The sequence below is a fragment of the Acidocella aluminiidurans genome (assembly GCF_055383125.1).
On record NZ_AP031589.1, the window covers coordinates 3324146 to 3336543 of the forward strand.

A 12398-nucleotide genomic window follows, 5' to 3' on the forward strand; every position below is an offset into this window, starting at 1 on the left:
GAACAATGGCATTGAAGCATTTTAATCCGGTCACGGCGAGCCTGCGCGGCACGGTGCTGATCGACCGCAGCGAGCTGTGGAAGGGCAAGCCCGTGAAGGGGCTGACCGAAGGTCAGCACTCGACCGGTGGCCGTAACAACCATGGCCGCATCACCAGCCGTTTCCGCGGCGGTGGACATAAGCAGTCTTATCGTATTGTGGACTTCAAGCGCCGCAAGTTCGATGTGGCCGCGACTGTCGAGCGTCTGGAATATGACCCGAACCGCACCGCCTTCATCGCGCTGATCAAGTATGAAGACGGCGAGTTGGCTTACATCCTGGCGCCGCAGCGTCTTAAGGTCGGTGACAATGTCATCGCCGGCGCGCGCGCTGATATCAAGCCGGGCAATGCGATGCCGCTCTCCGCGATGCCGGTGGGGACGATCATCCACAATATCGAGCTCAAGGTCGGCGCCGGCGGCAAGCTGGTTCGTTCGGCTGGTACCTTCGCGCAGCTGGTCGGTAAGGACCAGGGCTACGCGCAGATCAAGCTGGGTTCCGGCGAGTTGCGTATCGTGCGCGCCGAGTGCATGGCGACCGTGGGTGCGGTGTCCAACGCTGACCATTCCAACCAGCAGATCGGCAAGGCCGGTCGCTCGCGTTGGCTGGGCCGCAAGCCGCATAACCGCGGTGTGGTCATGAACCCGGTCGATCACCCGCACGGTGGTGGTGAAGGCCGTACCTCTGGTGGCCGTCATCCGGTTACCCCGTGGGGCAAGCCGACCAAGGGTTACAAGACGCGCTCCAACAAGCGCACCGACAATCTCATCATCCGCCGGGCGAAGGGCGGGAAGGGCTAAGCGATGTCACGTTCTGTTTGGAAAGGTCCGTTCGTCGACGGATACCTCCTTGGCAAGGCCGAGGCGTCCCGCGTCTCCGGCCGCAACGAGATCATCAAGATCTGGTCGCGCCGTTCCACCATTCTGCCGCAGTTTGTCGGCTTGACCTTCGGTGTCTATAACGGGCGGAAATTCCTGCCCGTGCAGGTCACCGAGAACATGGTCGGCCACAAGTTCGGTGAGTTCTCCCCCACGCGCACCTTCCCGGGGCACGCGGCGGATAAGAAAGCGAAGCGGGGCTAATCATGAGCAAACCCAAAGCAGTGCGCTCGCTGGCCGACAATCAGGCCGAGGCGATTGCCCGCAACATCCGCGTTAGCCCGCGCAAGCTGAACCTGGTTGCGGCCTCCATCCGCAACCTGCCGGCTCAGCGCGCTCTGGCCGACCTGACCTTCTCCAAGCGTCGCATCGCCAAGGCGGTGAAGAAGCTGCTGGAGAGCGCCATCGCCAATGCCGAGAACAACCACCAGCTGGACGTGGATAAGCTGTTCGTGTCCACCGCCGAGGTTGGCCGTGGCATCGTGATGCGTCGCTTCCATGCGCGTGGCCGTGGCCGTTCTGCGATGGTCGAGAAATGGTTCAGCCATCTGAAGATCGTTGTTGAGGAGCGTGAGGCGGCCGAGAAGGCCAGCCGCGACGCCCGCCCGGGCTTCGGCAAGAAGGCCGCCAAGTCCGCTGAGAAATCCGCTGGGGAGGCCGCGTAATATGGGTCACAAGATTAATCCGATCGGCCTGCGCCTCGGCATCACCCGCACCTGGGACAGCCGCTGGTACGCCGACAAGGACTACGCCAAGCTGCTGCATGATGATCTGAAGCTGCGCAGCCATCTGCGTGGCAAGCTACAGCAGGCGGGCGTATCCCGTGTGGTGATCGAGCGCCCGGCCAAGAAGCCGCGTGTGACCATCTATGCGGCGCGTCCCGGTGTTGTCATCGGCAAGAAGGGCCAGGACATTGACAGCCTCCGCAAGGAACTGTCCGGCATGGCGAAGACCGATGTCGCGCTGAACATCATGGAAATCCGCAAGCCGGAGATCGATGCGACTCTGGTGGCTGAGAATATCGCTCAGCAGCTGGAGCGCCGCGTGGCCTTCCGTCGCGCCATGAAGCGCGCTGTGCAGTCCGCGATGCGTCTGGGCGCCCAGGGCATTAAGATCACCTGCTCCGGCCGTCTCGGCGGCGCTGAGATCGCCCGCGTTGAGTGGTACCGTGAAGGCCGCGTGCCGCTGCATACGCTGCGCGCCGACCTGGATTACGGCACCGCCACGGCGATGACCACCTACGGCACCTGCGGCGTTAAGGTTTGGATCTTCAAGGGTGAGATCCTGGTTCAGGATCCGCTCGCGCAGGACAAGCGCGCGGCCGAACAGGCCCCGCAGCGCTAAGAGGAATTTGAAGCCATGATGTCTCCTAAGCGTACCAAGTTCCGCAAGGCGCACAAAGGCCGCATCCACGGCAACGCCAAGGGCAACACGCAGCTGAATTTCGGCGCGTTTGGCCTGAAGGCGCTGGAGCCCGAGCGTATTACGGCCCGTCAGATCGAAGCCGCCCGTCGTGCCATCACCCGCTCCATGAAGCGTGCTGGCCGTGTGTGGATCCGCATCTTCCCGGACCTGCCGGTCTCCACCAAGCCGGCCGAAGTGCGTATGGGCTCCGGTAAGGGTAGCCCGGAATACTGGGTCGCGCGCGTTCAGCCCGGCCGTATTGTGTTTGAGATTGACGGTGTGCCCGAGCAGCTGGCTCGTGAAGCCCTGTCGCTGGGTGCCGCGAAGCTGCCGATCCGCACCAAGTTCGTCACCCGTATCGGCGAGGCGTAAGAGTTATGACCACTGCATCTGACATTCGGGCCAAGTCCCCGGACGAGCTGAAGGCGCTGTTGGTGGATCTGCGCAAGGAGCAGTTCAATCTGCGTTTCCAGCGCGCCACCGGGCAGCAGGAAAACACCAGCCGCGTGCGCACCGTGCGCCGCGACATCGCGCGCGTTAAGACGATTCTCGCGGAACGCGCCCGCACCGCCGAGAAGGGTTAAGAGGGTACCATGCCGAAACGTGTTCTGACCGGGCGGGTCGTGAGCGACAAGATGGACAAGACGATTACCGTGCTTGTCGAGCGCCGCATCATGCATCCGCTGTATAAGAAATTCATCCGTCGCTCCAAGAAGTATGCGGCGCATGACGAGAACAATGTCTGCGTGGAAGGTGACCTGGTTCGCATTGAAGAATGCGCGCCGATCAGCCGTCGCAAGACCTGGGTGGTGACCGAGCGTAATGGCGCGGCGCTGTCCGAAACGCCGGCTGGCTGAGAGGATTTGAGACATGATTATCGTTGAATCCAATCTCGATGTTGCCGACAACTCTGGCGCCAAGCGCGTGCAGTGCATCAAGGTGCTCGGCGGCTCCAAGCGCAAGACCGCGTCTGTTGGCGATGTGATCGTGGTGTCCGTCAAGGACGCGATCCCCCGCGGCAAGGTGAAGAAGGGTGACGTGCATCAGGCCGTCGTCGTTCGCACCGCCTTCCCCGTGCGGCGCGCCGATGGCAGCGTCATCCGCTTCGACCGCAACGCGGCCGTGTTGCTGAACAAGCAGCAGGAGCCGATCGGCACCCGTATCTTTGGGCCGGTGGTTCGTGAGCTGCGCGCCAAGAAGTTCATGAAGATTATCAGCCTGGCGCCGGAGGTGCTGTAATTATGGCCGCGCGTATCAAGAAGGGTGACAAGGTTCTCGTCATCTCTGGTTCCTCCAAGGGCCAGACCGGTGAGGTGCTGAGCGTCAACCCGACCGCGAACAAGGCGGTTGTGCAGGGCGTGGCGATTGCCAAGCACCACACCAAGCCGAACCGCATGGGCCAGGAGGGCGGCATCGTCGCTCGTGAGGCTGCCGTGCATGTCTCGAACCTGGCGCTGATCGACCCCGCCACCGACAAGCCGACCAAGGTTGGCTTCCGCGTGCTGGACGATGGCCGCAAAGTCCGTGTCGCTCGCAAGAGCGGCAACGCGATTGACGGCTGAAGGAGGCCGCAATGAGCGAAACCAATACTCTCCCGCGTCTGAAGGCTCACTATCGTGATGTTGTGCGCGCTGAGCTCAAGAAAGAGTTCAACTACGCGAACGAGATGCAGATCCCGACGCTGGAAAAGATCGTGATCAACATGGGCGTCGGCGAAGCTGCCGGCGACCAGAAGAAGCTGGATGCGGCCGTTGCCGAGCTGACCCTCATCGCCGGCCAGAAGCCGGTGAAGACGGTGGCGAAGAAGGCGATCGCCGGCTTCAAGATCCGTGCTGGCCTGCCGATCGGCGCCAAGGTGACCCTGCGTGCTGACCGCATGTATGAGTTCCTTGACCGCCTGGTCACCATCGCCCTGCCGCGTGTCCGCGACTTCCGCGGTCTCCCGGCAAACAAGGGTTTCGATGGCCGTGGCAACTTTACGCTGGGTCTGAAAGAGCAAATCATTTTCCCTGAAATCGTGTATGACAAGGTCGATGCGATCCGGGGTATGGACATTTGCTTCGTGACCAGTGCAAAGACCGACGCGGAAGCGAAGGCACTGCTCAAGGGCTTCAACCTCCCGTTCGCTAAGTAAGCGGGCGGGTTTGGCAAGTTATTTGGAAAACGGCTGGGGGTTCCAGCAGGTTCCGGAGGGGTTTTAGAGAATGGCGAAGACATCGCAGGTCAACCGGAATGCCAAGCGCGAGCGCATGGCTGCCCGTGATGCGGGCAAGCGCGACGCGCTGAAGGCGACGATCATGGATCGTACGCTGCCCGTGGAAGACCGTTTTGAGGCGAGCCTCAAGCTCGCGCAGCTGCCGCGCAATGGCGCCAAAGTGCGGGTTCGCCTGCGCTGCGAGCTGACCGGCCGCGCGCGTGGTAACTACCGCAAGTTCAAGCTCTGCCGTGTCGCCTTCCGCGACCTGGCGAGCACCGGGCAGATCCCCGGCGTCGTCAAGGCCAGCTGGTAAGGAAGGGCAATCCAGTATGTCTATGTCCGATCCTTTGGGTGATATGCTCACCCGCATCCGCAATGCGCAGCATGCGCGGATGACCTCCTGCATTGCGCCGGCGTCCAACCTGCGCGCCAATGTGCTTGAAGTTCTGAAGCGTGAAGGCTTCATCCGTGGCTATTCCCGTGAGGAAGTGCGCACCGGTGTGGCGCAGCTGCGCATCGAGCTGAAGTATAATGAAGGCCAACCGGTGATCAAGGAGATCTCGCGCGTGTCCCGTCCGGGCCGCCGCGTGTACTCCAAGATCAAGGAGCTGCCGCGCGTCTATAATGGCCTCGGTGTCTCCATCCTGTCCACGCCGCGTGGCGTGATGAGCGATGTGGAAGCCCGCGCTGCCAATGTTGGCGGCGAAGTGCTTTGCCGCGTGTTCTAAGGGAGCGCCAAGATGTCTCGTGTTGGTAAATATCCCGTTGAGATCCCGGCCGGCGTGACCGTTGCCCTCTCCGGCAATGTCGTCACCGCCAAAGGCAAGCTCGGTGAGCAGACCCTGGCTTTGACCGATCTGGTCAATGTCTCGGTCGACGGCAACAAGGTTTCGGTTGAGCCGAAAACCAAGGAAGCCCAGGCGCGTATGATGTGGGGCACCACCCGTGCCAACATCGCGAACATGGTGAAGGGTGTTTCCCAGGGCTACTCCAAGACCCTGGAAATCACCGGCACCGGTTACCGCGCCGCTGTGCAGGGCAAGAACCTGGTGGTGAATCTTGGGTTTTCTCACGACGTCACCTATCCGATCCCCGAGGGGATCAAGGTGACCTGCGAGAAGCCGACCTCGATCAAGGTCGAAGGTGTCGATAAGCGCCAGGTTGGTCAAGTTTGCGCTGAGCTGCGCGCATGGCGTCCGCCTGAGCCGTACAAGGGCAAGGGCGTCAAGTTTGAGGGCGAGGCCATCCGCCGCAAAGAGGGTAAGAAGAAATAATGTCGAGCAATCTGGACCTGCAGGCCCGCCGCCGGGCGCGCCTTCGCTATCAGCTCCGGCAGAAGTCCGGTGGGCGTCCGCGCCTGTCGGTGTTCCGCTCCGGCAAGCATATCTATGCCCAGATCATCGACGACGCGCAGGGGCGTACACTCGCTGCCGCTTCGAGCCTGGACAAGGATCTCAAGGCCAGCCTGAAGACCGGCGCGGACAAGGATGCCGCGGCCGCCGTTGGCAAGCTGATCGCCGAGCGCTCCAAGGAAGCCGGTGTGACCCAGGTCGTCTTCGACCGCGGTTCTTATCTGTATCATGGCCGGGTCAAAGCCCTGGCAGAGGCGGCCCGCGAGGGCGGCCTCGACTTCTAAGAGGGTTTGCACATGGCACGTGAAGCACGTGAAGGTGGCCAGCGCCGGGACCGCGATCGCAACAATGATCGTGACCGCGAGGCCGGTGATGAGTTCGTCGACAAGCTGGTGACGATTAACCGCGTTGCCAAGGTGGTGAAGGGCGGCCGTCGTTTCGCTTTCGCTGCTCTGGTTGTGGTTGGTGACCAGAAGGGTCGCGTTGGCTACGGCGCCGGTAAGGCCCGTGAGGTGCCCGAGGCGATCCGCAAGGCGACCGAACGCGCCAAGAAGACCATGATCCGGGTTCCGATGAAGGAAGGCCGCACCCTGCATCACGATGTTCAGGGCGTGTTTGGCGCGGGTGAAGTTGTGCTGCGTACGGCTCCGGCCGGTACCGGCATCATCGCCGGCGGTCCGCTGCGCGCTGTCTTCGAGACGCTGGGCATCGCCGACGTGGTCGCCAAGTCGCTGGGTTCCCGTAACCCGCATAACATGGTGAAGGCGACCTTCGCGGCGCTGCAGAACACTACCAGCCCGCGCCAGGTGGCCAACCGCCGCGGCAAGAAGGTGGCTGAGCTGTTCGGCACGACCGAGAAGCAGGTGGAGAGCGCAGATGTCTGAGAAGAAGATCCGCATCACCCAGCTGGGTTCTGGTTTCGGGCGCAAGCCCGGCCAGCAGGCCACCTTGGTCGGTCTCGGTCTGAACAAGATCGGCCGTACCGTTGAGCTGAACGCCACCCCGGAAGTTCTGGGCATGGTGAACAAGGTGAAGCATCTGCTCAAAGTCGAAGAGCAGGGCTGAGCCGTAAGGAATCGCAACGATGAAACTGAACGAAATCCGGGACAATCCCGGCGCCCGTCTCAAGTCCAAGCGCCTCGGCCGTGGTATCGGCTCCGGCAAGGGCAAGACCTCCGGTAAGGGTGTTAAGGGTCAGAAGGCGCGCGAGGGCGTCTCCCTCAACGGCTTCGAGGGTGGTCAGCTCCCGATCTATCGCCGTCTCCCGAAGCGTGGCTTCCATAACGTGAACCGCAAAGTGTTCGCGCCTCTGAACCTGGATGCGCTGGAAGCAGCACTCGAGGCCGGCAAGCTGAACGCTGGTGAGACCATCACCGAGGCCAAGCTGGCGGAAGCCGGTGTGGTCCGCCTGAACAAGGCTGATGGTGTGCGCCTGCTGGCGCGCGGCTCCCTGTCGAAGGCCGTGACCCTCGAGGTCTCCGGCGCTTCCGCTGCGGCCGTTGCGGCCGTGGAGCAGGCTGGCGGCAAGGTGACGATGCTGGGTGGCAAGGTGGAAGAGCCCGCCGCTTAAGGGCTTGCCTCTGCCGGGAAAACCGGCGAATTTGCGCTGAATGAACGGCGCTTGCTGTTGTGCAAAGCACCCGGCAAGCGCCGTTTTTGTTGGATAAGGGATTGATATGGCATCCGCCGCAGAACAGATGGCCGCGAGCATGAACCTGAGTGCGTTCGGCAAGGCGACCGATCTTAAGAAACGTATCTGGTTTACACTGGGTGCACTGATCATTTTCCGCCTGGGAACCTATGTTCCTTTGCCAGGTGTGGACGGCGCGGTCATGGCGCAGCTGATGAGCCAGAATGGCAACGGCCTTCTGGGCATGTTCAACATGTTCACTGGCGGCGCGTTGGGTCGTATGACCATCTTCGCCTTGAATATCCTCCCCTATATCAGCGCTTCGATTATCATTCAGCTTCTGAGCTCGACGATCCCAGCGCTCGAAGCGATGAAGAAAGAGGGCGATTCGGGGCGCCAGCGGATCACGCAATATACCCGTTATCTCACGGTGCTGATCGCGGCCGCCCAAGCCTATGGCATCGCCGTGAGCCTTGAGCGCGTCCATGGTGCCAGCGGCGCCGCTGTGATCGATCCCGGCCCGTTCTTCGTGTTCACCGCCGTGGTCACCCTGGTCGGTGGCACCGTCTTCGTCATGTGGCTCGGCGAGCAGATCACCTCGCGCGGCATCGGCAATGGCTCCAGCCTGATCATCTTTTCTGGCATCGTCGCGAATATGCCCATTGCCGTGGCGAATATTCTTGAACTCGGCTCCACCGGCGCGCTGTCCACCTTCTTCATCATCTTCATTTTCATCGCCGCCTTGATCATCATCGGCTTTGTCGTGTTCATGGAACGCGCCCAGCGTCGCATTTTGGTACAGCATCCAAAGCGCCAGATGGGGCAGAAGGTGTTTGGCGGCGAAGCGAATTACATGCCGCTGAAGGTGAATGCCTCCGGGGTTATGCCGCCGATCTTCGCGTCTTCCCTGCTTGTGATTCCGGCGACATTGGTCGGGTTCTCCGCCGGTGGTCCGGTCTGGCTGCAGACCATTGCGCATCTGCTCTCGCGCGGACAACCGCTCTATTTGCTGCTTTTTGCGGGGCTTATCATCGCGTTTTCCTTCGTCTGGGCGGCGATTGCGTTCAACCCAGAGGAGACGGCGGATAATCTCAAAAAGAACGGCGCCTTTATTCCCGGCATCCGGCCTGGCACGAATACGGCAAAATATTTCGATACCGTTCTGACGCGTCTGACCGCGATCGGCGCGGCCTATCTGGTCATTGTCTGTTTGCTGCCTGATTTCGCGATGAGCCATTACGCTCTACCGTTCTATTTTGGTGGTACCTCCCTTCTGATCATTGTCTCTGTTACAATGGACACGATGACGCAAATCCAGTCTCATCTGCTTGCTCATCAATATCAGGGGCTGCTTCGCAAGGGGCGCGGTAAGGCCCGCAAGTAAGGAGAGAAACAGGTGAAGTTGATTTTGCTGGGGCCGCCAGGGGCAGGCAAGGGGACGCAGTCAAAGCTTCTGGAAACGCGTTATGGCGTCGCGCAGATCTCAACCGGCGATATGCTCCGGGCTGAAGTGAAGGCGGGCAGCCCGATCGGTCTGGAAGCGAAGAGCGTCATGGATGCCGGCAAGCTGGTTTCCGACGATATTCTGGTTCGGATGATCGGTGAGCGGATCAGCAAACCGGACTGCGCTAGAGGCTTCATCTTAGACGGTTTTCCGCGCACGGTTCCGCAAGCCGAGGCTCTGGACAAGATGCTCGGTGAGCGCGGGATCGAGCTGGATGCTGTCGTGGAGTTGAAGGTCGACGAGGCAATTCTCGTTGACCGGATCTCGGGCCGCTTCACCTGCGCAAAGTGCGGTGAGGGTTATCATGATAGCTTCAAGCAGCCGAAGGTCGCCGGTATTTGCGATGTCTGTGGCGGTACGGAGTTTACCCGGCGCCCCGACGACAAAGCGGAGACAGTAAAGGCCCGGCTGGAAGCCTATAATGCGCAGACCGCGCCGATTCTCCCTTATTATAAGGAGAAGGGCCGGCTTTATTCGGTGGATGGCATGGCTGAAATGGCTGATGTCGAAGCTGAGATTGAAGCTGTCTTGCGTGGCATCGGCGTTGAAGCCGCCTGATTCCTCTCTATCCGCACCGTTCAGGTTCAGATTGGCGCGGATTTAGACGGTCGATCACGAAAATTTGATCGAATGTCGTTGACTCTGAATTGGCGGACGCTATAACCCGCTTTCGCGGCGCTTCCGGGTGGGGCGCCGCTACTTGTTATGACCTCAGGAGAAACCCCGTGGCGCGTATTGCCGGCGTAAACATTCCCACGAACAAGCGTGTCGTGATCAGCCTTCGTTACATTTATGGCATCGGCCCGGCCAAGGCGCAGGAGATCTGCTCTGCCCTGGAAATCCCGGCTGAGCGCCGCGTCAACCAGCTTTCCGACGACGAGATCATGCGCCTGCGTGAAGTGATCGACCGCGATTACCGCGTCGAAGGCGATCTGCGCCGTGAGACGGCGATGAACATCAAGCGTCTGATGGATCTGGGCTGCTATCGTGGTCTGCGTCACCGTAAGGGGCTGCCGGTCCGCGGTCAGCGCACCCATACCAACGCCCGGACCCGCAAGGGTAAAGCCGTGGCGATCGCCGGCAAGAAGAAAGCCACTCGCTAAACACCTCCGTAGACATAGGATTCGACAGATATGGCGAAGACCGCCTCCACCCGTCCCCGCAAGAAAGAGCGCAAGAACATCATTTCTGGTGTTGCTCACGTGCTCGCAAGCTTCAACAACACCTTCGTGAACATCACCGACGCGCAGGGTAACACCATCGCTTGGTCGTCTGCCGGCGCGCAGGGTTTTAAGGGTAGCCGCAAATCCACCCCGTACGCGGCGCAGGTTGCCGCCGAGGATGCCGGCCGCAAGGCGCGTGAGCACGGCATGGAGATGCTCGAGATCGAGGTCAGCGGCCCGGGTTCGGGACGCGAGAGCGCGCTGCGCGCGCTGCAGGCTGTCGGGTTCCAGATTTCCGCGATCCGCGACCTGACCCCGATTCCGCATAATGGCTGCCGTCCGCGTAAGCGCCGTCGCGTCTAATTCGCCGGAATCGTATTTTCTGTAAGGCCCCCACGGCGGTGTTCTCCTCACCGCCGCCGGGCCGGAGGGGTAGATGTTGAAAGAGTCGAATTTGTCTCTGCAGCGCAACTGGCAGACGCTGATCAAACCGGAACAGCTCGATGTCGAGTTCGGGTCCGATGCGACGCGCGTGGCGACGATCATCGCTGAGCCGCTGGAACGTGGCTTTGGCATGACGCTGGGCAATTCGCTGCGGCGGATCCTGCTCTCGTCCTTGCAGGGCGCGGCTGTCACGGCCGTGCGGATCGATGGCGTGCTGCACGAATTCTCCACGCTTCCCGGCGTGCGCGAAGACGTCACCGACATCGTGCTGAACATCAAGCAGCTTGCCGTGAAGATGCACGGCGAGGGGCCCAAGCGCATGGTGCTCACCGCGACCGGTCCGGGCGAGGTAAAGGCGGGCCAGATCCAGGCCGGCCACGATATCGAGATCATGAATCCCGATCTCGTGCTCTGCACGCTGGATGACGGCGCGCAGCTTGGCATGGAGTTCACGGTGAATGCCGGCCGCGGCTATGAGCCGGCCGCGAATAATCGTCCGGAAGATGCGCCGATCGGCCTGATCCCGGTCGATGCGATCTATTCCCCGGTCAAGCGCGTCTCCTACAAGGTCGAGAAGACCCGCGTCGGCCAGGTGACGGACTATGACAAGCTGATTCTCGAAGTCGAGACCAACGGCGCGGTGACGCCTGAGGATGCGGTGGCCTTGGCCGCGCGTATCCTTCAGGACCAGCTCAGCATGTTCGTCAATTTCGAGGAGCCGCAGCGCGCCCGTCCGGAAGAGCCGCGGATCGAGCTGCCATTCAATCCGAATCTGCTGCGCAAGGTTGACGAACTGGAGCTGTCCGTTCGGTCCGCCAACTGCCTGAAGAACGACAATATCGTGTATATTGGCGATCTGGTGCAGAAGAGCGAGCAGGAAATGCTGCGCACCCCGAATTTCGGGCGCAAGTCCTTGAACGAAATCAAGGAAGTGTTGACCGCGATGGGGCTGTCCCTGGGCATGACCGTGCCCGATTGGCCGCCTGAGAATATTGAAGAGCTGGCCAAGCGCTCCGATCAACCCTTCTAATTATCGTCTAACCAGGAACACCTCATCATGCGTCACGGAATTGCCGGCCGGAAACTCGGCGTCACCTCCTCTCACCGCCAGGCCATGTTTCGCAACATGGCTGTCGCGCTGATCAAGCACGAGCAGATCACCACCACCTTGCCGAAGGCGAAGGAACTGCGTCCGGTGGCGGAGAAGCTCATCACCCTCGGCAAGCGCGGCGGTTTGCATGCGCGCCGTCAGGCCTATGACAAGCTGCGCGACGAGACGATCGTTGCCAAATTGTTTGAGACCCTGGCCACGCGCTACAAGACCCGCTCCGGCGGCTATACCCGCGTGCTGAAGGCCGGCATGCGCTATGGCGACGCTGCTGACATGGCGGTGATCGAGCTGGTTGACCGTGACGTTTCCGCGAAGGGCCAGGATTCGGGCCCGAAGCCGGAAGTTGCGGCCGAGGATGACAGCGAAGCCTAATCTTCGCGCTTCCTGGGATAAAAAAGAAAGGCAGGCCCTACGGCCTGCCTTTTTCTGTTTGGCGATCCCGCCTCGGTTCAGATCGGTTTGTGGGCTTTGTCCAGCAGACGGGACAGAAACCCTTTTTTCTTTTCGACCGGTGGGGCGGTACGCTGTGCCGTTTCGGCTGCCAGCTTGGCTTTGTGCTTCATCCAGTCATCCAGGCTCTTGCCGGCTTTCTTGGCGCGCTCCTGCTCATAAGCGAGCTGGCCCTTGCTGAGTTTTTTATCTGTCGTCGTCATACGCATCTCCAATTCTAAGCGGA

24 protein-coding genes are annotated in these 12398 nt (G+C 61.1%); 23 read left to right on the forward strand and 1 reads right to left on the reverse strand.

Annotated elements, in window-relative coordinates; translation table 11 throughout:
- The first annotated feature begins 5 nt into the window (after nt 1–5).
- The 23 genes from rplB (at nt 6) to rplQ (ending at nt 12094) form a co-directional block, all read left to right on the forward strand.
- Nucleotides 6–839 (forward strand): 50S ribosomal protein L2, encoded by an 834-nt coding sequence (gene rplB, locus ACZ46S_RS16360; RefSeq protein ID WP_008494545.1) that lies wholly within the window; start codon nt 6–8, stop codon nt 837–839.
- A gap of 3 nt (nt 840–842) precedes the next feature.
- Entirely contained in the window at nt 843–1121 is a 279-nt protein-coding gene (rpsS, locus tag ACZ46S_RS16365; protein ID WP_464062599.1) for a 30S ribosomal protein S19, read from the forward strand.
- A gap of 2 nt (nt 1122–1123) precedes the next feature.
- Nucleotides 1124–1582 carry a 50S ribosomal protein L22 gene (gene rplV, locus ACZ46S_RS16370; protein WP_026439626.1) on the forward strand — a complete coding sequence of 153 codons (459 nt, stop codon included), beginning with the start codon at nt 1124–1126 and terminating at the stop codon, nt 1580–1582.
- A 1-nt stretch (nt 1583) separates the two neighbouring features.
- Entirely contained in the window at nt 1584–2261 is a 678-nt protein-coding gene (gene rpsC, locus ACZ46S_RS16375; protein ID WP_295737320.1) for a 30S ribosomal protein S3, read from the forward strand.
- Between the two features lie 15 nt (nt 2262–2276).
- Nucleotides 2277–2693 (forward strand): 50S ribosomal protein L16, encoded by a 417-nt coding sequence (gene rplP / locus ACZ46S_RS16380; RefSeq protein ID WP_008494549.1) that lies wholly within the window; start codon nt 2277–2279, stop codon nt 2691–2693.
- Between the two features lie 5 nt (nt 2694–2698).
- Entirely contained in the window at nt 2699–2905 is a 207-nt protein-coding gene (gene rpmC / locus ACZ46S_RS16385; protein WP_008494550.1) for a 50S ribosomal protein L29, read from the forward strand.
- 9 nt (nt 2906–2914) lie between these two features.
- On the forward strand, nt 2915–3178 hold the full coding sequence (gene rpsQ, locus ACZ46S_RS16390) for a 30S ribosomal protein S17 (protein WP_008494551.1): 264 nt from the start codon (nt 2915–2917) through the stop codon (nt 3176–3178).
- 13 nt (nt 3179–3191) lie between these two features.
- Nucleotides 3192–3560, forward strand: coding sequence for a 50S ribosomal protein L14 (gene rplN / locus ACZ46S_RS16395; protein ID WP_008494552.1), 369 nt, complete (start codon nt 3192–3194; stop codon nt 3558–3560).
- Between the two features lie 2 nt (nt 3561–3562).
- On the forward strand, nt 3563–3883 hold the full coding sequence (gene rplX, locus ACZ46S_RS16400; protein ID WP_008494553.1) for a 50S ribosomal protein L24: 321 nt from the start codon (nt 3563–3565) through the stop codon (nt 3881–3883).
- Nucleotides 3884–3894: 11 nt separating this feature from the next.
- The gene (gene rplE, locus ACZ46S_RS16405; RefSeq protein ID WP_295737332.1) at nt 3895–4455 is read left to right on the forward strand and encodes a 50S ribosomal protein L5; all 561 of its coding nucleotides are present in this window, start codon (nt 3895–3897) and stop codon (nt 4453–4455) included.
- 70 nt (nt 4456–4525) lie between these two features.
- The gene (rpsN, locus tag ACZ46S_RS16410) at nt 4526–4831 is read left to right on the forward strand and encodes a 30S ribosomal protein S14 (RefSeq protein ID WP_008494555.1); all 306 of its coding nucleotides are present in this window, start codon (nt 4526–4528) and stop codon (nt 4829–4831) included.
- Nucleotides 4832–4847: 16 nt separating this feature from the next.
- Nucleotides 4848–5246 carry a 30S ribosomal protein S8 gene (gene rpsH, locus ACZ46S_RS16415; RefSeq protein ID WP_008494556.1) on the forward strand — a complete coding sequence of 133 codons (399 nt, stop codon included), beginning with the start codon at nt 4848–4850 and terminating at the stop codon, nt 5244–5246.
- A 12-nt stretch (nt 5247–5258) separates the two neighbouring features.
- Nucleotides 5259–5792, forward strand: coding sequence for a 50S ribosomal protein L6 (gene rplF / locus ACZ46S_RS16420; protein WP_008494557.1), 534 nt, complete (start codon nt 5259–5261; stop codon nt 5790–5792).
- Nucleotides 5792–6154 (forward strand): 50S ribosomal protein L18, encoded by a 363-nt coding sequence (rplR, locus tag ACZ46S_RS16425; RefSeq protein WP_295737340.1) that lies wholly within the window; start codon nt 5792–5794, stop codon nt 6152–6154. Before rplF ends, rplR begins: the two co-directional genes overlap by 1 nt.
- 12 nt (nt 6155–6166) lie before the next feature.
- Nucleotides 6167–6754, forward strand: a complete 588-nt coding sequence (gene rpsE, locus ACZ46S_RS16430) for a 30S ribosomal protein S5 (RefSeq protein ID WP_026439624.1) — start codon at nt 6167–6169, stop codon at nt 6752–6754.
- On the forward strand, nt 6747–6935 hold the full coding sequence (gene rpmD / locus ACZ46S_RS16435) for a 50S ribosomal protein L30 (protein ID WP_008494560.1): 189 nt from the start codon (nt 6747–6749) through the stop codon (nt 6933–6935). The genes rpsE and rpmD overlap by 8 nt, the downstream gene beginning before the upstream one ends.
- A gap of 19 nt (nt 6936–6954) precedes the next feature.
- Complete coding sequence (gene rplO, locus ACZ46S_RS16440; protein ID WP_464062600.1) at nt 6955–7440, forward strand: 50S ribosomal protein L15; 486 nt, start codon at nt 6955–6957, stop codon at nt 7438–7440.
- Between the two features lie 106 nt (nt 7441–7546).
- Nucleotides 7547–8884: a preprotein translocase subunit SecY gene (gene secY, locus ACZ46S_RS16445; RefSeq protein ID WP_008494562.1), complete on the forward strand. Its 1338-nt coding sequence runs from the start codon at nt 7547–7549 to the stop codon at nt 8882–8884.
- A 12-nt stretch (nt 8885–8896) separates the two neighbouring features.
- Complete coding sequence (locus ACZ46S_RS16450) at nt 8897–9562, forward strand: adenylate kinase (RefSeq protein ID WP_464062601.1); 666 nt, start codon at nt 8897–8899, stop codon at nt 9560–9562.
- Nucleotides 9563–9729: 167 nt separating this feature from the next.
- Nucleotides 9730–10107, forward strand: coding sequence for a 30S ribosomal protein S13 (rpsM, locus tag ACZ46S_RS16455; protein WP_008494565.1), 378 nt, complete (start codon nt 9730–9732; stop codon nt 10105–10107).
- 30 nt (nt 10108–10137) lie between these two features.
- Nucleotides 10138–10530, forward strand: coding sequence for a 30S ribosomal protein S11 (gene rpsK / locus ACZ46S_RS16460; RefSeq protein WP_008494566.1), 393 nt, complete (start codon nt 10138–10140; stop codon nt 10528–10530).
- A 91-nt stretch (nt 10531–10621) separates the two neighbouring features.
- Complete coding sequence (locus ACZ46S_RS16465; protein WP_008494567.1) at nt 10622–11641, forward strand: DNA-directed RNA polymerase subunit alpha; 1020 nt, start codon at nt 10622–10624, stop codon at nt 11639–11641.
- A gap of 27 nt (nt 11642–11668) precedes the next feature.
- A complete protein-coding gene (rplQ, locus tag ACZ46S_RS16470) occupies nt 11669–12094 on the forward strand; it encodes a 50S ribosomal protein L17 (RefSeq protein ID WP_295737355.1) in 426 nt (141 codons plus the stop codon).
- A 77-nt stretch (nt 12095–12171) separates the two neighbouring features.
- Here the strand turns inward: rplQ and ACZ46S_RS16475 are convergent, their stop codons facing one another.
- Nucleotides 12172–12375 (reverse strand): hypothetical protein, encoded by a 204-nt coding sequence (locus ACZ46S_RS16475; protein ID WP_464062602.1) that lies wholly within the window; start codon nt 12373–12375, stop codon nt 12172–12174.
- Nucleotides 12376–12398: the final 23 nt, after the last annotated feature.